21 protein-coding genes and 1 tRNA gene are annotated in these 21683 nt (G+C 28.3%); 14 read left to right on the forward strand and 8 right to left on the reverse strand.

Annotation, left to right across the window (positions count from 1 at the left end):
* Window positions 1-26: 26 nt before the first annotated feature.
* Window positions 27-1238 carry a dicarboxylate/amino acid:cation symporter gene (locus MTX53_RS00170; RefSeq protein ID WP_244834179.1) on the reverse strand — a complete coding sequence of 404 codons (1212 nt, stop codon included), beginning with the start codon at window positions 1236-1238 and terminating at the stop codon, window positions 27-29.
* A gap of 167 nt (window positions 1239-1405) precedes the next feature.
* Here MTX53_RS00170 and MTX53_RS00175 point away from each other — a divergent pair.
* A tRNA-Arg gene (locus tag MTX53_RS00175) sits at window positions 1406-1480 on the forward strand.
* 102 nt (window positions 1481-1582) lie between these two features.
* On the opposite strand, the gene MTX53_RS00180 is transcribed toward MTX53_RS00175, so the two are convergent.
* Complete coding sequence (locus MTX53_RS00180) at window positions 1583-2488, reverse strand: site-specific integrase (RefSeq protein ID WP_244834180.1); 906 nt, start codon at window positions 2486-2488, stop codon at window positions 1583-1585.
* Window positions 2489-3175: 687 nt separating this feature from the next.
* On the opposite strand from MTX53_RS00180, the gene MTX53_RS00185 reads away from it, so the two are divergent.
* The 7 genes from MTX53_RS00185 (at window position 3176) to MTX53_RS00220 (ending at window position 8423) form a co-directional block, all read left to right on the forward strand.
* Window positions 3176-3628, forward strand: a complete 453-nt coding sequence (locus MTX53_RS00185) for a MarR family winged helix-turn-helix transcriptional regulator (RefSeq protein ID WP_244834181.1) — start codon at window positions 3176-3178, stop codon at window positions 3626-3628.
* 54 nt (window positions 3629-3682) lie between these two features.
* A complete protein-coding gene (locus tag MTX53_RS00190; protein ID WP_244834182.1) occupies window positions 3683-4105 on the forward strand; it encodes a GNAT family N-acetyltransferase in 423 nt (140 codons plus the stop codon).
* Window positions 4106-4171: 66 nt separating this feature from the next.
* Window positions 4172-4570 (forward strand): GNAT family N-acetyltransferase, encoded by a 399-nt coding sequence (locus tag MTX53_RS00195; protein ID WP_244834183.1) that lies wholly within the window; start codon window positions 4172-4174, stop codon window positions 4568-4570.
* A 203-nt stretch (window positions 4571-4773) separates the two neighbouring features.
* Window positions 4774-5307, forward strand: coding sequence for a DUF6431 domain-containing protein (locus tag MTX53_RS00200; RefSeq protein ID WP_244833335.1), 534 nt, complete (start codon window positions 4774-4776; stop codon window positions 5305-5307).
* An 81-nt stretch (window positions 5308-5388) separates the two neighbouring features.
* Window positions 5389-6633 carry a DDE-type integrase/transposase/recombinase gene (locus MTX53_RS00205; RefSeq protein WP_244833926.1) on the forward strand — a complete coding sequence of 415 codons (1245 nt, stop codon included), beginning with the start codon at window positions 5389-5391 and terminating at the stop codon, window positions 6631-6633.
* Window positions 6633-7436 carry an AAA family ATPase gene (locus MTX53_RS00210; RefSeq protein WP_244834184.1) on the forward strand — a complete coding sequence of 268 codons (804 nt, stop codon included), beginning with the start codon at window positions 6633-6635 and terminating at the stop codon, window positions 7434-7436. The genes MTX53_RS00205 and MTX53_RS00210 overlap by 1 nt, the downstream gene beginning before the upstream one ends.
* 600 nt (window positions 7437-8036) lie before the next feature.
* Window positions 8037-8423, forward strand: coding sequence for a hypothetical protein (locus tag MTX53_RS00220; RefSeq protein ID WP_244834185.1), 387 nt, complete (start codon window positions 8037-8039; stop codon window positions 8421-8423).
* Window positions 8424-8438: 15 nt separating this feature from the next.
* Here MTX53_RS00220 and MTX53_RS00225 read toward each other — a convergent pair whose 3' ends face one another.
* From MTX53_RS00225 to recQ, 5 genes are all read right to left on the reverse strand, one after another.
* Entirely contained in the window at window positions 8439-8750 is a 312-nt protein-coding gene (locus MTX53_RS00225) for a hypothetical protein (RefSeq protein ID WP_244834186.1), read from the reverse strand.
* Between the two features lie 27 nt (window positions 8751-8777).
* Window positions 8778-9101, reverse strand: coding sequence for a hypothetical protein (locus MTX53_RS00230; protein WP_244834187.1), 324 nt, complete (start codon window positions 9099-9101; stop codon window positions 8778-8780).
* Window positions 9102-9117: 16 nt separating this feature from the next.
* Window positions 9118-9435, reverse strand: a complete 318-nt coding sequence (locus tag MTX53_RS00235) for a hypothetical protein (protein ID WP_244834188.1) — start codon at window positions 9433-9435, stop codon at window positions 9118-9120.
* A 95-nt stretch (window positions 9436-9530) separates the two neighbouring features.
* Window positions 9531-10022: a hypothetical protein gene (locus MTX53_RS00240; RefSeq protein WP_244834189.1), complete on the reverse strand. Its 492-nt coding sequence runs from the start codon at window positions 10020-10022 to the stop codon at window positions 9531-9533.
* A 170-nt stretch (window positions 10023-10192) separates the two neighbouring features.
* A complete protein-coding gene (gene recQ / locus MTX53_RS00245) occupies window positions 10193-12640 on the reverse strand; it encodes a DNA helicase RecQ (protein ID WP_244834190.1) in 2448 nt (815 codons plus the stop codon).
* A 130-nt stretch (window positions 12641-12770) separates the two neighbouring features.
* Here recQ and MTX53_RS00250 point away from each other — a divergent pair, with 130 nt between their 5' ends.
* Window positions 12771-13913: a DUF1887 family CARF protein gene (locus MTX53_RS00250; RefSeq protein WP_244834191.1), complete on the forward strand. Its 1143-nt coding sequence runs from the start codon at window positions 12771-12773 to the stop codon at window positions 13911-13913.
* A 6-nt stretch (window positions 13914-13919) separates the two neighbouring features.
* On the opposite strand, the gene MTX53_RS00255 is transcribed toward MTX53_RS00250, so the two are convergent.
* Window positions 13920-14813: a phosphatidylserine decarboxylase gene (locus MTX53_RS00255; protein ID WP_244834192.1), complete on the reverse strand. Its 894-nt coding sequence runs from the start codon at window positions 14811-14813 to the stop codon at window positions 13920-13922.
* 135 nt (window positions 14814-14948) lie between these two features.
* Between MTX53_RS00255 and MTX53_RS00260 the strand changes: the two genes are divergently transcribed.
* The 5 genes from MTX53_RS00260 to treR all read left to right on the forward strand — a co-directional run bounded on the left by MTX53_RS00260 (window position 14949) and on the right by treR (window position 21647).
* A complete protein-coding gene (locus MTX53_RS00260; protein ID WP_244834193.1) occupies window positions 14949-15536 on the forward strand; it encodes a TetR/AcrR family transcriptional regulator in 588 nt (195 codons plus the stop codon).
* Between the two features lie 132 nt (window positions 15537-15668).
* Window positions 15669-17396, forward strand: coding sequence for a ferredoxin hydrogenase (locus tag MTX53_RS00265; RefSeq protein ID WP_244834194.1), 1728 nt, complete (start codon window positions 15669-15671; stop codon window positions 17394-17396).
* Window positions 17397-17652: 256 nt separating this feature from the next.
* Window positions 17653-19074: a PTS system trehalose-specific EIIBC component gene (gene treP, locus MTX53_RS00270; RefSeq protein WP_244834195.1), complete on the forward strand. Its 1422-nt coding sequence runs from the start codon at window positions 17653-17655 to the stop codon at window positions 19072-19074.
* 65 nt (window positions 19075-19139) lie between these two features.
* Window positions 19140-20798, forward strand: a complete 1659-nt coding sequence (gene treC, locus MTX53_RS00275) for an alpha,alpha-phosphotrehalase (RefSeq protein WP_244834196.1) — start codon at window positions 19140-19142, stop codon at window positions 20796-20798.
* A gap of 132 nt (window positions 20799-20930) precedes the next feature.
* Entirely contained in the window at window positions 20931-21647 is a 717-nt protein-coding gene (gene treR, locus MTX53_RS00280) for a trehalose operon repressor (protein WP_244834197.1), read from the forward strand.
* Window positions 21648-21683 lie beyond the last annotated feature (36 nt).

Raw genomic sequence — 21683 nt, forward strand, 5'->3', positions numbered from 1 at the left:
TATAGAAGTTAAATTTATTTTTTGTATTATTCAGCTACTGCTTCTAAATCTTCTGAAGATTCTGCTTCAATTTTTTTCTCTTTTCTTTTAAGAAAATAATCTATTATTAAAGCAAGTGCACCATCTCCTGTTATGTTAGTTGCAGTTCCAAAACTATCTTGTGCAGAATGAAGAGCAATCATTATAGGTTTTTCTATATCACCAAATCCAAGCATACTTTCAAGAAGTCCTAATGCTGCCATAACTCCACCACCTGGAACTCCTGGAGCAGCAACCATTGTTATACCAAGCATAAATATAAATGGCATAATTACTGCAAATGTAGGATTATCTCCTCTGAGAAGCATAACTCCCATAGAAGCAAGAACAAGTGTTATTGTATCTCCTGCAAGATGTATAGTTGCACATAAAGGAATAACGAGTTCTGCAACTTCTGTCTTTACATCATTATTTTTAGTACATTCAAGTGTAACTGGTATTGTAGCAGCTGAAGACTGAGTACCTACTGCTGTTAAATATGCAGGGATCATTGTTTTAATTTTCTTAAATGGATTTTCTTTTCTAAATATAGCGGCAACTGAATATTGTAATATAATATAGAATATATGAAGGGAAAATATTATAACATAAACAGCTGCAAATGATTTTAATGTTGTAAAGATTTCGCCTGTCATACTTAGTTTAGCAAAAACTGTTCCTATATATACTGGAACAAGAGGAATTAAAATTTTGTTAATTATCATTGCAATTACTTGACTAAATTCTTCAAATCCCTTTAAAAGAGAACTATTTTTTATTTTTGAAAGACCTATTCCGAATATAAAAGCAAAAACTAATGCTGACATTACATTTAACATCGGTGGAATATCTATTTTAAAATATGGATCAATATTAAATGATGATTCAGAAGCGAGCGAAGCATTTGTTATTAAATTAGGAAGAAAAGTTGTACCTAATACGAATGCTAAAGTTCCTGCTATTATTGTTGATGTATATGCAAGAATAGTTGTACCCAAAAGGACTCTACCAGATTTTTTACCAAGTGAAGCTATTCCAGGAACTATAAATGCTATTATTATTAGAGGAATTACAAAGGAAAGAAATGTTCCAAACAATGTTCCGAATGTTGAGCATAATTTTATAGGGAATTCGAAACTTGCATTTCTACATAAAAGACCAAGTGAAATTCCGAGTATTAGTGCTATTGCTATACGTTTTATAAGTGTAAAATTTTTCAAAAAAATTCCTCCCTAGATTATTAATTTCTGTTTTTATATAACGAACATATGTGTTTTTTGCAAAAACATATGTATTCCATCTAAGTACAATATACTACAAAAGTAAGTAGTTAGTCAAATGAACTTGATTAATATAATTTTATGTGCTATGATAAAAGCTGTATTATGGAGTGTTAGTTAAACGGATATAACACACCGCTACGGACGGTGGGTTGAGGGTTCGATTCCTTCACGCTCTACCAGATTGAATGAAGAAACGGCTTAACTATGAGGGTTGAGCCGTTTTTGTTTTGTCATAAGGGGACAAAAAGGGGACACTTAAGAATAAAAAAATTTTAGATGATTTATTCAAAAATATCATCTAATAAATTTGCAGTTTTACTTTTCATATTTTCCATTACATGAGTATATGTATTTAAAGTCATTCTTATATCAGTATGTCCTAGCCTTTCGGACACAACCTTTATGTTTTCACCGCTAGATATTAATATTGTAGCATGGGTATGTCTTAATCCATGAAATGAAATTTGACTAAGATGTTTATAGCCTTTTGAAATATTTCTTTTTTCTTTTTTTATATCGTCAATTGATTTTTTATATTTAGTAATTTTTTTAGTAAAGTTCATTGATAAACTTCGAGGTATATACCTTTGTCCACTTTTATCAAGTACCACATAATCTAAATTATCTGCATTTCGGTTTTTTTTAAGTTCTATTAAGTGGCTTATTAATACTTTAGGAATACTAATAATTCTATAACTTGATGAGGTTTTTAAATCAGCTAACATTAAAACTTTTAAACTCTTATCATGGACAAGCTGATTATTAACTGTAATAGTTGCTTTTTCTAAATCAATATCACACCATCTTAATCCACATAATTCTCCGATTCTTAATCCCGTAAGGACATCTATAAATATAGGTGTATATAAATAATTGTCTTGTATTTCTGATAAAAAGAAATTAACTTCATCTTTTGTCCAATACTTAATTTTAGGTTTTTCTAGTTTTTGCTTTTGTATATCGGTAGGTAATTCATAAATTAATTTACTTGTTTTTGCATACTTTAAACAACCAGTTATAATATCCATAACCTTTTTAGCAGAAACAGCCTTAATTTTTTTCTCATTAATCAGCTTATTATAAAATTCTTGCATTACTGATGTGGTTAATGCAGTTAATTTATAATGTCCTAACATTGGGATTATGTGTGTATTCATTCGACTAATGTAATCATTTTTGGTATTCATAGATATAAGATGTACTTTATATTCAGAAAACCATTTATCAACTAAATAATCTTTAAATAATATATTGCTTTCAGTTGTAGCTACATAACCTTTATGTTTTTGGGAAGTAATTTCAGTTGCCCATCTTTCAGCCTCCTTTTTTGTTACTCAACACATAGCTCAAGCAGCGGCATTAGCGGCTATTATTCCAAAAGCTTTTGTAGGTGCAGCAAAGCATCATAAAAATGGTTTGATAAATTATAAAGTTGGAATATATTTAGCTATTGGAGGCATTATTGGGAGTCTTATTGGAGCAAATTGTGCAAATATACTTAGTGAAGATATGTTGTGTAAAATTTTTAGTGTCTTTTTTGCAGTCATAGGAATTCAATTATTAATAACTTCATTTAAAACAGTAGAAAAAAATAAAATTTAGACTTATAAAAATAAAGTTTTACAAATGAATAAGAAGTTTATGTTAATCATGGATGAATTATATGATACGTGAGTGATAAATTTACTAAAATTGAATACTAAGTTAAGGAAAAAGCTTGCCATATTCAATGTAATATGGTGAGTTTTGTTTTATTTGAATATAATGATTAGTAAAAACATCAGAAATAAGTTGATAAAGTCAAACAATATGATTGACAAAAGCAAGCATTTTTTATTATAATTTCATTATAAGTGGTAGGAGGTTATTTTGCTATGAATAAAAATCTTAAACGAAGTATTAGTGTTATTAGAAGATTCAATCGCTATTATACAAATGTATTAGGTCTATTAGACCAACATATTTTAGAAAGTGACTTATCATTATCAGAAGTACGTGTCTTACATGAAATTGAAAAAACGGAGCAATGCACGTCTAGAAGGCTATCAGATATTTTGTGTATGGACTCAGGATATTTAAGCAGAATACTGAAAAAGTTTTATAAAATGGGCTTTTTGACGAAAGAAAAATCATCTAAAGATGGTAGAGTACAATATTTATATCTTACATCAGATGGAAAAGAAAAAATGGATGATTTAAATAATAGTTCAGATGAACAAATTGCTCAAATTATAAAGTCATTGCCAGAAGCTGATAGGAATTGTTTAGTTCAGAATATGACATCAATAGAAACTATTTTAACGAATGGTGCAAATATTAAGTTATAGGACATTACTATTCGCACAGATATTCGTCCTGGAGATATAGGGTATATTACATATATGCATGGATGGATTTATCGAGAAGAATATGAATATTCTACTGCTTTTGAAGGATATGTAGCTGAATCATTTTATAAGTTTTGGCTCAATTATAATCCTGATAACGACTGTTTATGGTGTGCAGAACATAATGGAATTATAATAGGTTGTATTGGTATTGTAGGTTGTGGAGAACGTGCACAACTCCGATGGTTTTTGATTGACCCACATTATCGTAGTATTGGTCTTGGTAAGAAACTATTAGAGGAATCACTTGATTTTGTAAAAATGAAAAACTATAAGAGTGTTTATTTGGATATAACAAATGATTTAGAGAAAGCAATTAGCATGTATACAAGAGTCGGTTTTGTAAAGAAATTAGAGAAAGCAAATAATTTATGGCGAGAAGGGTTGACTGAACTTGAGTTTCAAATGAAGTTGTAGTAAAAAATTAAAATTCCAATTTATGTTTGAGTTTTATAAATAGTAAATTCGAAAGGAAATTATAATATGGAAATAGAAATTAAACTTGCTTATGAAAATAATAGAGAAATTAAAGAATTGTTTTTAGAATATATAGAAATGTTGCTTAAAAATGACTCGGATTTTGCAAAATACTTGGAATTGCAGAATTATGATTCTGAACTTCAACATTTATCAGATAAATATGGATTACCAAATGGTAGATTGTATATAGTAAAAGTCGAAAATGAATTTGCGGGATGTATTGGTTTAAGAAAAATAGATGATGAAAACTGTGAAATGAAGAGATTATATGTTAGACCTAAATTTCGTGGACATAAAATTGCAAATAAGTTGGTAGAAATGATTATTAATGATGCTAAAAGAATTGGATATAAAAGTATGCTTTTAGATACACTACCTTTCTTAGAAAGAGCTATATTATAGAATAGCATTTTATATGATGTTAAAAAATTTAAATATCTTCAAAATAAATAAAGAGCAAGCATTATTTGCATGACTAAATTTTAGTCAAAGTATTTAATGCTTGCCTTTTTTAGTATATTATTATTTTATATTATTCTTAGAAAGGAAAAAAGCAGAGCAACACCACCGACCAAAGTTTTGTTGCTCTGCTAACCATAAATTCTATGATAACTAATATTTATGATACAAAAATCATATCTAATTTAGATTCAAAAATCAAGTCATTAACGCAAAAATCCTATGATAAATTTATTAAAGACATAGATTTTCACAAACTTACTTGTTCCTGCGGAAGGTCCGGGCAGCTTGTAAAGCATGGTTATTACAAGAGAACTGTTAAAAACAGTGATGGCAAGATATCTATAACAATTCTTAGAGCAAAGTGTACATGTTGCAATAAAACTCATGCTATATTTCCAGAGTGTATTGTACCTTATTCTCAAATTCTTTTATGTGATCATATTTCAATTATTAATGCTTATAATTCCAAAGCTTCTTTTGAACCCATTATGATAGCTAATGAATTTATCGATGAAAGCAATATTTTTTATATAATAAAACAATATCTAGAGCATTGGAAGGAACGTATTACTTCATTTAAAATTTCATTAGATTTAAGTATTTCAAAGCAATGTTTAAAAAACTTTAAAAGACAATTTATGCAAATTAAATGCATCAATAATATTTTATTTTCGTAAAACCACATAACTTAGTTTTACTGTTAATTTATGTAGATATAAGCTTATATTGTAATAAAACAAAGGAGGCTTTTTCAAAATATGGACGAAAAAACTAGAAAAGAAATAGCACTTTTCAGGTACGGAATCTTGGCTCCTCTGATAAGTGGTACTTATGATGAAAATAAAAGTGTTAAACAATTTTTCCGAGATGCCGCAGGCAAAGTATATCAGACTCCAGATGGTGAAGATACTAAGGTAGCTGCTGCTACTCTTGAACGTTGGTATTACAATTACAAGAATAAGGGCTTTGAGGCACTCATACCTGTAAAACGATGCGACACTGGAAGAACACGTAAATTAGATTCTGATATTACAGAACAGATTAAATATTTAAAACAAGAATATCCAAGAATCCCAGCAACACTTATCTATCAAAAGCTTATTAACAATGGAACTATTGTTAAAGGAGATATTTCACTTTCAACAATTAATAGGTATGTTAATGTTCTTAAGCTTGAGAATAAATATTCTAAAAATAAAGATATGAAAAGATATGAGCGTGCTCATATAAATGAAGTATGGTGTGGTGACAGCAGCGTTGGACCTTATTTGAAGGTAGATGGTAAAAAGAAACGCGTTTACATAATAGCACTTATTGATGATGCTTCAAGATACATAACAGGAATAGATGTATTTTTTAATGATAATTTTGTAAATCTTATGTCTGTTTTAAAATCTGCTGTTACACGATTCGGGAAACCTAAAATCTTAAACTTTGATAATGGTGCTTCATATAAGAACAAGCAAATGGAACTTTTAGCAGCTAGAATAGGTACAACTATTAGTTATTGTGCACCCTATACCCCACAATCAAAAGCTAAAATTGAAAGGTGGTTTCGTACATTAAAAGATCAATGGATGTCCCAGCTTAATATGAATGATTTTAATAATTTAGATGAACTTAGGATAAGCCTTATTTCATATGTTAATAGCTATAATCAGCATATACATTCTTCTCTAGATGGACTATCTCCACAGGACAGGTTTTTCAAGGAATCTCACATGATTAAAAGGCTTACAGATGAACAAATTGAAACTTCCTTTTTACTTGAATATGAAAGAAGAGTATCAGCCGATAACGTAGTTATGATAGATGAAACAGAATATGAAGTTGATTATAGATACTCAAAACAAAGAATAACCCTAAGATATTCACCTGATTTAAGCAAAATTTATGTAGTTGATAAAAACACTTCTGAACTTACAGAAATAAAGCTTTTAAATAAGCATGATAATTCTGTTATAAAAAGGGAAAAAATAAAACTTACTGGAGGTCAAGAATAATGGATTATATAAGTAGATATGGAATGGATTTTAATCCGTTTATAAAAAATTCTAAGGAAATAGTAGTAGAAACTTCTGACTATAAAGAAGTTATTTGTAGACTTAATTATTTACTTAATAATAAAGGTTTCGGAATCCTGACCGGAGGTCCAGGGCGAGGTAAAAATACAATAATAAGAAACTGGTCTAATAGCCTTAATTCATCACTTTATAAAGTTATTTATAGTTCCCTTTCTACACTTACTGTTGCAGAATTTTATAAAAATATGGCTGCCCAGCTTGGACTAGAGCCAATGTGCAGAAAAATTGATAATTTCAAAATTATCCAAAATGAAATAACTAGATATTCAGTTGAAAAACGTATAACTCCTGTAATAATTATTGATGAAGCTAATTATGTAAGTAATGGAATACTTAATGATTTAAAAATGCTTTTTAATTTTGACATGGATTCAAGAGATCGTGCAATAGTACTTCTTGTGGGGCTTCCTCAGTTAAATAATACCATGAGGCTAGTTGCTAATGAGCCTTTAAGACAACGTATAACAATGAATTATAATTTAGATAATCTCACAAAATCAGAAACTAAAGACTATATATTAGCAAAGCTTACTGGTGCTAAATGTAATACTGATATTTTTGATGATACCGCTCTTGAAGCAATTGCTAACGCTTCGAACGGAGTTCCTAGAATTGTTAATAAAATCTGTGATTCTAGCCTTATGATAGGCAATACAAAAAATATGAATACAATTGATAGTGACATAATAATGCTTGCTGTTAATGAAACTGAACTTGGATAAAAGTAAAATCTGCAAATATCAATAAGGTATTTGTGGATTTTTTTGTAATATTCAGAATATTTATCATCATAAACCGTAACGAAGTAGCCTCATTTTCATTGAAGATTTTGAAGAATATATTCATTTTTAGCATCAAATAAAGTTATGATATTAGCATCAAATAATTTGACGTTCAATACTATATATTTATATAAGAAATTTGGATTCTATGAAATTGAATCATATAATAATAGTCCAATGGATACGTCAATTTATATGAAATTAGATTTGTACAGGTGAATTTCAATTTGTCTTAGTGAGTTAATAGATGCTTTTGTCATATTAACTCAGAACTTAAAAAGTATCAAAATAATATATAAGTATATATAGTATAATTAATGAGAAAAAGCAAAAGGAATACTTAGAGTAATAAGAGCTTTGAGTATTCCTTTTTCTATTTCAAATAGGAATAAAGATGATAAAGTTGTATAAAAAAGAACAACTAGGGGAATTAAAAGATTATGAATAGTAGAGTGAAAATATAAACACACAAACAGGGACACAAAGGGGACATTTTGCAAATTTGAGAGTAAAATTAAGTCAGATTATCATGAAGGCAATATGATGCGTATTTCAGAATTTGACTACATTCCATTTAAGGATTCGTTTGGCATTTTATGGAACTTAACAGGAGAAGTACAGTTGAATTTAAAAGAAAGCTATGATGTTGATATATACAAAATTGGTGGCAGCACATTTATGTTTTCTACAAGTGAAAAAGAAGTCAAAGAATATAAAATAGATAGAATTTTTAATTTAGAAGTTTATTTTGAAGATGAAGAAAGTTTAATTTTAAGTGGAAAAATAATTGCTGATTTTAAAGTCGCTGATAAAAACCATTATGAATTTTTATATTTAGATACGAGGGAAGCTATAAGGGATAAATTGTTTAAGAGAATATTTAGTAAGCAAGTACAAATGAAGCGTTTAATCAATAATAGAATTTAAATCTATGTTTAAAATTTATCTATATCTAAAATTATATCCGCAAGGCTGCCTATTATTACATCTTATTGGAAAATATCTAGCTGGTGGAATTTTAAGTGACGTAATTAATTTTGCCATTTCTTTTTCTTTGTGAGCATATGCACAAAGCAAATTACTTGTAAGAGCAACTCTTTTTTCAATTGGTTTTACGCATTTTAATTCTTCCATAAAACATTCACAAAAAAGTATTTGTAGACATTTAGACATTTTAGCTTCAGCTTCAAGAATCTCTAACAGATATTTTTCATATATTAGATAATAAGTCTTATCAGCACAAATGTTATTCATATATTGACCATCCTTATGAGTTATATTTTAACAATCTTTACCACAGTAGCAAGTTAAGCATTTGCAAATTACTTGTGGTGAAATTCCTAAGTCAGCAGCTTCTTTTTTAGTAGCTGCTGCAATTACTGTAGCAACTGAATTTTCTTTAGAAGTATATCCACATAATATTTTTTTTAAATAAGATATTTGTTTTTCTACTTCATCTGCTGTTGGAGTTTCACTAACCACATCTTTTAATGATTCAACTAAGTGGTTACAAAATAAATCTGCCATACCTTGTACAATATTAACTTCAGATTCGATTATAGATCTTACAGACGCTAAGTCTGAATGAGTTGGTGTAACTGACATTATTATTCCTCCTTAATTATTTTATAGAACATTTACAATCACAGTCATCTTTAATTAAAGCACTTTCTAATGCAACTTTGCATGAAAGTGAATTGAAAATATCTGCTATTGTAAGTTCTTTACATGCATAAGTGCAAAGAATATCTTTTATCAAAGATGATTCTGTATCAATATCAGCTATTGATTTAACATTTTCTACTAGTGTTCCTTCAGGAGAGGCATTATTATAAAATAAATCACTCATACATTCTAATAAACCTGCTTCTGCTTCTGCTATTGCATTTATATAAACATCGTTAGTTTCTGTACCATTAACCAAACTTTGCCAAGCCATACATAATTCCTCCGTTTTTTACATTTATTTTTTTCTTTCTACATAAAACAGTATATGAAAATTAGAGAATATTGTTACTAAATTAATATAATATTTTAAATCGAGCAATCCAATCGCTTTATAAGAACTGAGAAAAGAATATCATCTTTTCCAGCATTGTTTAAATTTATAGGAGACTGGGTATTTATAGACAAATTAAGGTTAGACATTGCTGAAGTTACTTTGATTATTGTCTGACCATAAAGAATTGTAGAAGAATTATCTACAATGTAATTACTATCAGAAACTTTACTTCCATTTAATTTTATAAAAGCAGTTACATTACCTAAATCAAGTACATAATGAATTTCATATATGCCAGGCTCTAATATAATAATATCAGCTGATGATATTGCGTGAGATATGCCCTTTAAATTAGAATTTCCATTGAAAACTAAATTATTTTCTCCAGCTGGTAAATTTAATGAATCCCCATCTTCAAATAAAAAAAATATATATCCATATGCATGTTGACAAATGGAGGGAACATCTTCAAAACATTTAAAACATCTATCCATATAATTATGGAAGTCATAACAACAATACATTTTATTCATCTCCTAGTGTAGTATAATAAATTTTATAAATATCTTTTTATATTCTTTTACTTTAAGATAATTTAAAAATTTATTTGATGATTAGTTATAATATATATTATTCTTAGACTAGATTTTGTTTACTCAATAATTTATATGGTGAAATATGTATTACAGACTATTTATAAATCATAAATAGTCTGTAATATACTGGCTCTTATTGAATCATAAGTAATAGAATCAGGAAGAGCTTTTTTTAATATAGAGATTTTTTCATATCCATGTTTTTTAATAGCATTTATTATTTCATCATTATGTTCTTCATTTATATATTCAGAGTAATCTATAGGACAAACAAAGCTATTTCCATCACTTAGATAGTTTTCTATATATCCCATAATTGTTGAAGCAGATATTTCAAGTTCGTTTGATATATCTGATATTTTTTCTGAAGAATTTAATTTGTCTATAACTATTTCATCATTTTTTCTTGTTTCTCCATCAATAATTACTTTCATTTTATCTTTATATATAAATGAAGAGTTTATATTATTTTTATCTTTATATGAAGTTACAGTATTTATTATTTTCAAACCAAAATCTGATATCTTTTTAGGACCAAGTCCTGAAATATCTTTTAATTCATCGTTAGATGATGGATATCTCGCTGATATTTCCTTTAAAGTTTTAAGAGGAATAACGGTATATGGTAATTTACCTTTTGAATCTGCAATTTTTTTTCTAGTCTCAAATAGTTCCTTTAAAAGAGAATCATCAGTAGTTACGTTTAATTCATTAGATGAAATTACATCTTTTGTTTTACTATCTAATGAGTCTTTAAAAGTGAAAGTTATATTAATATTTTTTTCTTTTATATAATCAGTAATTGCATTTATAAATTTATCACCATATTTCTGTGATTTTGATTCTCCTACTCCTGAAATATCCATAAACTCTTTTATAGATGATGGGTATCTATTTGACATTTCAAGAAGTGCAGAATCAGAGAATATCATATATGGAGGTAAATTTTCTTCTTTAGAAATTTCTGCTCTTAATAATTTTAATTTAGCAAACAAGTCATTTGATTCAAATACACGATTTACTTTTTCGTCTTGAATTAAAAGAACTTTTTGTTCACCTTTAAGAATTTTATAGCTCATTTTATTTAATTTTATAACAGGAAACTGTCCTTCTACCATATCAAGATAGCCATTTCCTATTAGTTTATTTATAAATTCTTTAAGATCATTTTTGTTATATTCTTTCATAAGTCCATATGTTGTAAGAGTATTGAAATTAAAAGACAAAAGTCGCTGATTTTTAGAGCCTTTAAGTACATCAATTATCATAGTAGAACCAAATGGGTGCTTCATTCTAAATATACATGATAATACTTTTTGTGCATCTATTGTTCTATCTTGCATTTCACCATTTCTATTACAGTTGCTACAATTATTGCAATTACTTTTAGGATTTTCTCCAAAATATTTTAGAATAAAGTTTTTATAGCATCCATCTGTGTAGACATATTGAGTCATTAATTGAAGCTTTGCGTATTGATTTGCACGTCTTTCAGGATTTTCTATTGAATGTTCAATAAGGTATTTGCACATATGTACATCACCTGGTGCAAATAGAAGAATACATTCACTTTTTTCTCCATCTCTTCCCGCTCTTCCTATTTCTTGATAATATCCTTCTATATTTTGCGGCATATTATAATGGATTACAAAACGAACATCAGATTTATCTATTCCCATACCAAAAGCATTTGTTGCAACTATTATATTTGATCTGTCATAAACAAAATCATCTTGATTTTTTGCTCTTTCTTCAGATGATAAACCTCCGTGATATAAAGTAGCATTAAAATCTGCCTTTATTAGTTTTGAATATAATTTTTCGGTATCTTTTCTTGTAAGGCAGTAAATTATTCCAGAAACATTCTTATTTTCATTAAGAAATTTTAAAATGTATTTATCTTTATTTACTCCTTTTAATACGGTTAAGGAAAGATTTTCTCTATCAAAACCTGATATAAACAATTTTGGATTTTTAAGATCAAGAAGCTTTACTATATCTTCTTGAACCTGAGTTGTTGCAGTTGCTGTAAAAGCACTTATTACTGGTCTTGTTTTTAAAAGATTTATAAAATCTTTTATGTATCTGTAACTTGTTCTAAAATCATGTCCCCACTGAGATACACAGTGTGCCTCATCTATTGCAACTTGTGATATTTGAATAGATGATATTGCAGATAAAAATTCGTTAGATTGAAGTCTTTCAGGGGCAACATATATAAGTTTAAATTCACCAATAGAAGCTTTATAGAGAATATTTTTTATATCTGAAATGCTTAAGGAACTATTTATGTATGCAGCATCTATTCCTGAAGTTTTAATGTTATCAACTTGATCTTTCATAAGAGAGATAAGAGGAGAAATTACAAGTGTTACGCCTTTCATCATAAGCGATGATATTTGGTAGCATATAGATTTTCCACCACCTGTTGGCATTATAGCAAGAGTATCGTTATTATTTACGATAGCATCTATTATTTCTTTTTGTTCTTTTCTAAAAGAATCATATCCAAAATATTCTTTTAGTAGTTCTTGTGCAGTTTTCAAAAGCAGACACTCCTTAATTTTTATTTATATATTAATTATAGACTATATTATTTTTATTCAAACAATTTATGGAATAAATAATATATAAATGTGTATATTATATATTATAAAAGTAGATTGGAGAAGAAATATGGGAATTAATACACTTATTAATTTACTTGATGAACATAATGAAGCAAACCTTATAGCAACAGATAAATTTATGCCACATAATGTTATTTATGTTTTTGATAAGCATCAATTTAAAATTTATAGACGAATAGAAGCTTATTATAAAAGAGTATTCCCTAAAATAAATGTTAGATATTTTCTTATGAATAATTATAGTGCTAGATCAGCAGAAATACTGCTTAATAAAGTAAATGCTGATGATACTATAATCAATATAACAGGGGGAAAGAGGATAGATTCTCTGATAATATTAAATATGGCTAAGTCTTTAAATTTTAGAGTTATTTATATTGATGCTTTGAAAAAAAAATTATATGAATTTGATGGCTTAGTTACAATTAGTAAAATAAAATTTAGAGATATGTTTCTTGAAGATATATTTAAAACAACAGGAATTAAAATAATAAATGATTCAAGTTATCTTTTAAACAACCATGACATAGTCAGAATTTCAAACATTATACATAACAATCTTGAACTTTGGGATAAGTATAAGATAAAGCTTTATAATAATGAGATATTTGAACATACATCATCAGAATGTAACAAAGTAGTTGTTCATATGGATAATATAGATGAAGATGAAAAAAATTTGATATCTAATTCGATAAGATATTTATATGAAAAAAAGATAATAAGATATAAGAATAAGAATAATCTTATAGAAGTTGATTTTATTAAAGAACATATAAGGAGTTTTATTTTTAAAAGTGGTACATGGCTCGAAATATTTACGGCAAATATAATAAGAGAAATTTATCAGATTGATGAGGTAAAATGTGGAGTCACATTTGTATGGAATAATGAAAAAATACGCGTTACAAATGAACTCGATGTTATCGCAGTGTATGATACAAATGTAATATGCATTTCATGCAAAGATAGTGAAAAATATGATGAAGATGCATTAAATGAACTTGATGTATATAGCAAAAGAATTGGAGGAGACAATGTTAAAAAGATACTTGTCTCAACAAAAATGCCCGCAAAAAGATGCGTTATAAAGAGAGCAGAAGCTATGAACATTCATATTATAATACTTGGTAAAAACATAAAAGAATTTAAAAATAAAATAAAAAAATATTGCAATATAAAATATTAAAAATATTTATTTTATATATTTAGTTCCTATATGTTCTCCAAAGTTTACTTTACATTCAAAACCTATAGAAGACTGCTTTTTAATATCTTCATCTAGTACGATTGAATTTTTTTGAAAGAATAAAATAGTAGTTGAACCACCAAATTTGAAATATCCTTTTTCATCGCCTTTTTCAACTTTTGAATTTTCTTTGTAAGTTTGGATTATTGATCCTACGCATGTTGCACCAACTTCTATCATTAAAACATCATTAAAATTATCTGATTTAAGAATTGACCATTCACGTTTGTTTTCACAAAATAGTTTTGGAATTCTTTCAAGTGCTATAGGATTAACAGAATAATAATGTCCTTTTATTTTATGGTTTTCAGATACTGTGCCAGAATCTATAAAATGAAATCTATGATAGTCAGTAGGACATAATCTTAGAATTATGCACGTACCACCTTGATATTTTTTTGCAATTTCATCATTATTAATAAGTTCTTTTAAGCTATAAGTTAAATGTTTTATTTGGATTATACTGTCTATATTTATATTCTCATGGGCTATAAGTCTTCCATCTCCAGGAGAAATTAATATATTTGAGTCATTAGAAAATGGTCTTGATGACTCTTTTAATTTTCTTGTAAAAAAATCATTAAAACATTTAAAATCATCTGATTTATTTTTACAGATATTCATGTCTATATTAAAATCATCTATAAATGGTTTTATTTTTTTTATACTCATTTTAGAATTACAATATTTTCCATATAAAGATGAAAATATTCTCTTCTTTATAATAAGTTCAGTAAAACCTTTTCCAAGAGGAGATTCATATGTCCATTCTATAGCTTTTTTTCCTGCAATTAATTCTTCTTCATAAGAACATGTTTTTCTATTATAAAATTTAATCATAAAATCAAATGACACCACTCTTTCTATACAGATACAGTATAATTCTATCATAAAATTTATATATTAGAAACTCTTTAATGATGATAAATGATATAATAATATTAGATTTCAATAAAAATAAATGGAGTGATATTCATGAACAAAACTAAAGAACTGATTTTTAAGTCTGCTATAAAAGTATTTTCGAATCAGGGCTACAAAGGGGCTACAATGGATGATATTGCTTTAAATGCGGGTCTTGCTAAAGGAACATTATACTATCATTTCAAAAGTAAGGAAGAGATCTTTCAATTTGTTATAAGAGAAGGCTTAAATGATCTTAGAAAGCTTGCGGAAAAGATAAAGAATTCTAATACAGATTATGTTTCTAAACTAATAGAGATATGTAAAGGTCAACTTACTTTTTTGTATACATTTACTGATTTGTGTAAAGTTGTAATGAGCCAGATATGGGGAAATGAACAAAGGCAGGAAAATTTAAGAAAAGAAGTTAGAGGATACATATATGTCTTGAAAGATTTACTTGAAGAGGGAAGATTGTTAAAAAAAATACAAGTACAAAATGTAGAACTCATGGCTTATCAGATATTTGGAACCTTTGCATCTGCGGCTATTTATGAATCACTCAATGTAGAAAAGATGAATTCTGATGATATAACTACTCAGACAGTAGTGTTTGCACTTAAAGGACTTGGAATTAATATAGATAAGTCTGAAATATAGGAAAATAAATAAATTTAGAATTTAATGAAAAATAATGTTTAATTTTTAACAATATATATGGTAATATATAATAAGGAAGACGTAGTTCTTTATTAATTTTTAAAAAATAAATATTTATGGAGGAATCTGGTTATGATAAAAATCACAATTGATGATAAGCAGATAGAGGTGGATGATCCTAGTAAATCAATATTAAATGTTGCAGTTGAAAATGGTATCAACATCACAAGCTTATGTTATTTAAGAGACTGTTCAAATGTTGGTAAATGTGGAGTCTGTGCAGTAGAAATTGAGGGAAAACCTAATCTTGCACTTGCCTGTCTTACTAAAGTTCAAGATGGTATGGTTGTAAGAACAAATACTGAAAAAGTTCAAGAAAGAGTAAAGGCAAGAGTATCAGCATTACTTGATAAACATGAATTTAAATGTGGACAATGTCCAAGAAGAGAAAACTGTGAATTCTTGAAACTTGTTATTAAAACTAAAGCAAGAGCCAGCAAACCATTAATAATTAAAGATAAAACAGAATACATAGATAATAGAAGTAATGCAATTAAATTAGACAGAAGTAAATGTGTTCTTTGTGGAAGATGTGTTGCTGCATGTAAGAAGTTTACTGCTACAAATTCAATTCAATTTATAAAGAGAAATGGTGAGAGAGCAGTAGGAACAGTTGGAGATAAGTGTTTTGATGAGACAACTTGTCTTTTATGTGGACAATGTGTTGCTGCATGTCCAGTTGGAGCACTTCAAGAAAAGCCTCATTTAGAAAGAGTAAAAGAAGCTTTAGCTGATAGCAAGAAACATGTTATAGTAGCAATAGCTCCAGCAGTAAGATCTGCTCTTGGAGAACTTTTCAATATGGGATTTGCACAAGATGTTACAGGAAAACTTTATACAGCTTTACGAAATCTTGGATTTGATAAAGTATTCGATATTAACTTCGGTGCAGATATGACAATAATGGAAGAAGCAACTGAACTTGTTCAGAGAATAAAAAAAGGTGGACCATTCCCTATGTTCACATCATGCTGCCCAGGATGGGTAAGACAAGTTAAAAATTATTTTCCTGAATATTTAGAAAATCTTTCATCAGCAAAATCACCTCAGCAGATATTTGGTGCTGCATCAAAAACATATTATCCATCAATTTCAGGTATAGATCCTAAAGATGTATTTACTGTAACTGTAATGCCTTGTAATTCTAAGAAGTATGAAGCAGATCTTGATGAAATGCAGATAGACGGATTAAGAGAAATCGATGCAGTAATTACAACAAGAGAAATTGCAAAGATGATAAAAGATGCAAAGATGAAATTTAAGGACTTAGAAGATGGCAAAGCTGATCCTGCAATGGGAGAATATAGTGGAGCTGGAGTAATCTTTGGAACTACAGGCGGAGTTATGGAAGCTGCTTTAAGAAGTGCAAAAGACTTTGTTGAAGGAAAAGATCTAGAAGATGTAGATTATAAAGAAGTAAGAGGTCTTAAAGGAATTAAAGAAGCAACAGTTAAATTTGGTGATAAAGAATATAATGTAGCTGTAATTAATGGAGCTGCAAATTCATTTGAGTTCTTTAAGAGCGAAGAATTTAAGAACAAACAATACCACTTTATCGAAGTTATGGCATGCCCAGGCGGATGCGTTAACGGAGGAGGACAACCTCACGTAAATGCTATAGATAGAGAAAAATTTGACTATAAAGCTTTAAGAGCTTCAGTTTTATATAATCAAGATGAAAACTTAGAAAAGAGAAAATCACACAAGAACCCTGCTATAATAAAGATGTATGATGAATATATGGGCAAGCCTGGTGAAGGAAAAGCACATGAACTTTTACATCATAAATATACAAAATAGAAAATATTAAATGGGAGATATGGTGAAATAAGCGCTATTTTTCATTTTAAATAAGGGAATCATAAAAGAGAATTCAAAAATTTGAATTCTCTTTTTTTGCATACATAAATAGATCATATAAAAAATGTCGAAAATAGGATAAAAATTTTTTATAAAAAACTTAATGAAAACATTGACAAAACATATACGTATAGGTTATGATAATGTCATAGAGCTTATACGTATATGTTTACTCTTATTTTAAGGAGGAAGTATTATGGGAAAATATACTGGGGATGCAAGAGAGCTACTCAAATATGTCGGAGGAAAGGAAAATATAAATGCAGTAACACATTGTGTTACAAGAATGAGATTTGTATTAAACGATCCATCAATTGCAGATAAAGATAGCATAGAAAAATTAAAATCAGTTAAAGGAACTTTTACACAGGCAGGACAATTTCAAGTTATTATTGGAAATGGCGTTTCAGATTTCTACAATGATTTTGTTGAAGTATCAGGAGTGTCAGGAGTTAATAAGGAAGATGCAAAAAAAGCAGCTAAATCAAACATGACACTACTTCAAAGAGTTATGGCAAATATAGCAGAAATATTTGCACCACTTATACCAGCAATAATTGTTGGAGGACTTATTTTAGGATTTAGAAATATTATTGGAGATATAAAATTATTTGAAGATGGTACAAAAACATTAATAGAAATATCAGTTTTTTGGAGTGGTGTTCATTCATTTTTATGGCTTATAGGAGAGGCTATATTTCACTTCTTACCTGTAGGAATAACTTGGTCTATAACAAAGAAAATGGGGACAACCCAGATACTAGGTATTGTTTTAGGTATCACTTTAGTTTCACCACAGTTATTAAATGCATATGCAGTTGCAGGTACTGCAGCAGCAGACATTCCATCATGGAATTTTGGATTTGCTACGGTTCATATGATTGGATATCAAGCACAGGTTATACCAGCAATACTTGCAGGATTTGTTCTTGTATTCCTTGAAAAAAATGTTAGGAAAATATGTCCTAATGTTATTTCAATGATTGTAGTTCCGTTTTTATCTTTAGTACCAGCAGTAATAGTTGCTCATGTTGTTTTAGGACCTGTAGGTTGGGCAATTGGATCATTTATTTCAAAAGTTGTTTATACATCATTAACATCTGCATTCGGATGGCTTTTTGCAGGAGTATTTGGTTTTGCATATGCACCACTTGTAATAACAGGTCTACATCATATGACAAATGCTATTGATCTTCAGCTTATGGCAGAACTTGGAGGAACTCCTCTTTGGCCTATGATTGCATTATCAAATATAGCACAAGGTTCAGCAGTACTTGGAATGATTCATCTTCAGAAAAAGCATGAAGAAGAAAAACAAGTATCAATACCAGCTTGTATATCAGCATACTTAGGTGTAACAGAACCAGCTTTATTTGGTGTAAACATGAAATATGTATTCCCATTTTTCTGTGGAATGACAGGTTCAGCCGTAGCTGCTATAGTTTCAGTATCAAGTGGAGTTATGGCTAATGCGATTGGAGTTGGAGGACTTCCAGGAATTCTTTCAATTCAGCCACAACATATGATTATGTTTGCTTTCTGTATGCTTATAGCAATTGTTATACCATTTGTATTAACAGTAATAGTAGGAAAAAAGAAATTAAAAGGATTTATATAAAAATATTTTAAGTTTTATGGGCAGAAAAAAGACATTCTGCCCATAAATAAAAAGGAGAAAATAAGATGAAAGATTTTAAAAAAAGTGTAGTTTATCAGATATATCCGAAATCTTTTAAAGATTCTAATGGAGATGGTATTGGGGATTTAAAAGGAATAATCGAAAAACTCGATTATTTAAAAGAGCTTGGTGTTGATTATATATGGATTACACCATTTTATGTTTCACCACAGAGAGATAATGGATATGATATTGCAGATTACTACAATATTGATCCTATATTTGGAACTATGAATGATTTTGAAAATCTTTCAAAAGAGTGTAAAAAAAGAAATATAAATATTATGCTTGACATGGTGTTTAACCATACATCAACTGAAAATGAATGGTTTAAAGAGGCGATTAAAGGAAACGAAAAATATAAGAATTTCTATATTTTTAAAGAAGGAAAAGGTAATAAAGCGCCAACTAACTGGGTATCAAAATTTGGAGGTTCTGCATGGGAATATGTAGATAAGTTTAATGAATACTATCTTCATTTATTTGATGTTACACAGGGAGATTTAAACTGGGAAAACAAAAATGTCAGAGATGAAGTTTATAAGATAGTTAATTTCTGGATAAAAAAAGGCGTAAAAGGATTTAGATTTGATGTAATAAATCTTATCTCAAAGCCTGAAGTTTTTGAAGATGATAATGAAGGTGATGGAAGAAGATTTTATACAGATGGACATAAAATTCATCAATATCTAAAAGAACTTAATAAAGAAACTTTTGGAAAAGATGATCAAATAGTTACAGTAGGAGAAATGTCATCAACTACTATGGATAACTGCATAAAATATTCAAATCCAGATGAAAAAGAATTATCTATGGTATTTAATTTTCATCACTTAAAGGTTGATTATGAGAACGGAAACAAATGGACATTGATGGACTTTGACTTTATGAAGTTAAAGCATATTTTTAAAGATTGGCAAGAAGGAATGGAAAAAGGAAACGGATGGAATGCTGTTTTCTGGTGCAACCATGACCAGCCAAGAGCTGTTTCAAGATTTGGAAATGATAAAGAGTACCGCTCTATAAGTGCTAAAATGTTAGCAACATGTATACATCTTATGAGAGGTACACCGTATATCTATCAAGGGGAAGAATTTGGAATGACTAATCCTTACTTTGATACTATTGAACAATATAGGGATATAGAATCAATTAATTATTACAATATATTAAAAAAGCAGGGTGTAGACGAAGATAAGATAATGAAAATACTGCAATCTAAATCTAGAGATAATTCAAGGACACCAATACAGTGGACTGATGAAAAAAATGCTGGATTTACAGAGGGTACATCATGGATACCAGTTGCTAAATCATACAAAAAGATAAATGCAGAAAGTGCATTAAAAGATAAAGATTCTGTATTTTATCATTACAAAAAGCTCATTGCACTTAGAAAAAAATATGATGTAATAGCATATGGAAGTTTCAAGATGATACTTGAAGATGATACTAAAGTAATGGCTTACGTTCGAGAATATAAGAATGAAAAATTAATTGTATTAAACAATTATTATGGAGAAAATACTGAAGTAAAATTAGACAAAGACCTAGAAAGTAAAGAAAGTTCAATATTAATTACAAATTATAAAGATAGTCAGAATTTAAAAGAAAAAGTAAAATTAAGACCTTATGAATCAATTGCATACTTAATAAGAAACTAAGCCTATAAATATTAACTATATATTATAAAATAATGCTTAATTAATTTTATATTTTATCAATTAAAAAATTGGTATATAATTTATACATGAATAGGAATAAAAATGATATACTAATAGTTTATGGAGGAATTAATGAGCAGCAAGTATTTTAATATATATAATGAAGTAGTTAATAAAATTGAAAATGGAATATATAAGGTAAATGATGCAGTTCCATCTGAAAGTGAAATAATGAAAGAATATAGTGTTTCAAGAGATACAGCTAGAAAAGCATTAACACGTTTAGAGCAGAATGGATATATTCTTAAGAAAAAAGGAAAACGTGCAACAGTTCTTGATATAAGCAAGTTTGATTTTCCTGTTTCAGGAGTCATAAGTTTTAAAGAATTAGCAAGTAATCTTGGTTCATCATCTAAAACAACAGTAGAAAGTCTTGAATGCACTAATCCAAGTGAGTCTATTAGAAGAAAGCTGGAACTTAGTTTAAATGATAAAGTATGGAAAATAGTAAGAGCACGAAATATTGACGGCGAAAATATTATTTTAGATAAAGACTATCTATCTAAAAAATATGTTGATAATCTTACTAAAGAAGTATGTGAAAATTCAATATATGAATATATTGAAGGCAAATTAAACTTAAAGATAGCATATGCCAAAAAAGAAATAGTAGTACAGAGCGCAACTGAAGAAGATAAAAAATATCTTGATATGAAAAGTTTTGATATGGTCGTTGTAGTAAAAAGTTATACATATCTTGATAATGCAAGTCTATTTCAATATACTGAATCAAGGCATAGACCTGATAAATTTAAGTTTGTTGATTTCGCTAGAAGACACAGAAGATAAAATAAAAAAGATCTCTATTAAAATTCTCAATTTAAT

The organism is Clostridium sp. BJN0001, from assembly GCF_022869825.1.
GTDB lineage: Bacteria > Bacillota > Clostridia > Clostridiales > Clostridiaceae > Clostridium.

What these genes read in the sequence shown, in the direction of transcription:
- MTX53_RS00180 (WP_244834180.1), bottom strand. Translation starts at nt 2,488, where the DNA reads ATGAATACCAAAAATGATTACATTAGTCGAATGAATACACACATAATC.
- MTX53_RS00185 (WP_244834181.1), top strand. Translation starts at nt 3,176, where the DNA reads ATGAATAAAAATCTTAAACGAAGTATTAGTGTTATTAGAAGATTCAAT.
- MTX53_RS00190 (WP_244834182.1), top strand. Translation starts at nt 3,683, where the DNA reads ATGCATGGATGGATTTATCGAGAAGAATATGAATATTCTACTGCTTTT.
- MTX53_RS00195 (WP_244834183.1), top strand. Translation starts at nt 4,172, where the DNA reads ATGGAAATAGAAATTAAACTTGCTTATGAAAATAATAGAGAAATTAAA.
- MTX53_RS00200 (WP_244833335.1), top strand. Translation starts at nt 4,774, where the DNA reads ATGATAACTAATATTTATGATACAAAAATCATATCTAATTTAGATTCA.
- MTX53_RS00205 (WP_244833926.1), top strand. Translation starts at nt 5,389, where the DNA reads ATGGACGAAAAAACTAGAAAAGAAATAGCACTTTTCAGGTACGGAATC.
- MTX53_RS00210 (WP_244834184.1), top strand. Translation starts at nt 6,633, where the DNA reads ATGGATTATATAAGTAGATATGGAATGGATTTTAATCCGTTTATAAAA.
- MTX53_RS00220 (WP_244834185.1), top strand. Translation starts at nt 8,037, where the DNA reads ATGATGCGTATTTCAGAATTTGACTACATTCCATTTAAGGATTCGTTT.
- MTX53_RS00225 (WP_244834186.1), bottom strand. Translation starts at nt 8,750, where the DNA reads ATGAATAACATTTGTGCTGATAAGACTTATTATCTAATATATGAAAAA.
- MTX53_RS00230 (WP_244834187.1), bottom strand. Translation starts at nt 9,101, where the DNA reads ATGTCAGTTACACCAACTCATTCAGACTTAGCGTCTGTAAGATCTATA.
- MTX53_RS00235 (WP_244834188.1), bottom strand. Translation starts at nt 9,435, where the DNA reads ATGGCTTGGCAAAGTTTGGTTAATGGTACAGAAACTAACGATGTTTAT.
- MTX53_RS00240 (WP_244834189.1), bottom strand. Translation starts at nt 10,022, where the DNA reads ATGTATTGTTGTTATGACTTCCATAATTATATGGATAGATGTTTTAAA.
- MTX53_RS00250 (WP_244834191.1), top strand. Translation starts at nt 12,771, where the DNA reads ATGGGAATTAATACACTTATTAATTTACTTGATGAACATAATGAAGCA.
- MTX53_RS00255 (WP_244834192.1), bottom strand. Translation starts at nt 14,813, where the DNA reads ATGATTAAATTTTATAATAGAAAAACATGTTCTTATGAAGAAGAATTA.
- MTX53_RS00260 (WP_244834193.1), top strand. Translation starts at nt 14,949, where the DNA reads ATGAACAAAACTAAAGAACTGATTTTTAAGTCTGCTATAAAAGTATTT.
- MTX53_RS00265 (WP_244834194.1), top strand. Translation starts at nt 15,669, where the DNA reads ATGATAAAAATCACAATTGATGATAAGCAGATAGAGGTGGATGATCCT.
- treP (WP_244834195.1), top strand. Translation starts at nt 17,653, where the DNA reads ATGGGAAAATATACTGGGGATGCAAGAGAGCTACTCAAATATGTCGGA.
- treC (WP_244834196.1), top strand. Translation starts at nt 19,140, where the DNA reads ATGAAAGATTTTAAAAAAAGTGTAGTTTATCAGATATATCCGAAATCT.
- treR (WP_244834197.1), top strand. Translation starts at nt 20,931, where the DNA reads ATGAGCAGCAAGTATTTTAATATATATAATGAAGTAGTTAATAAAATT.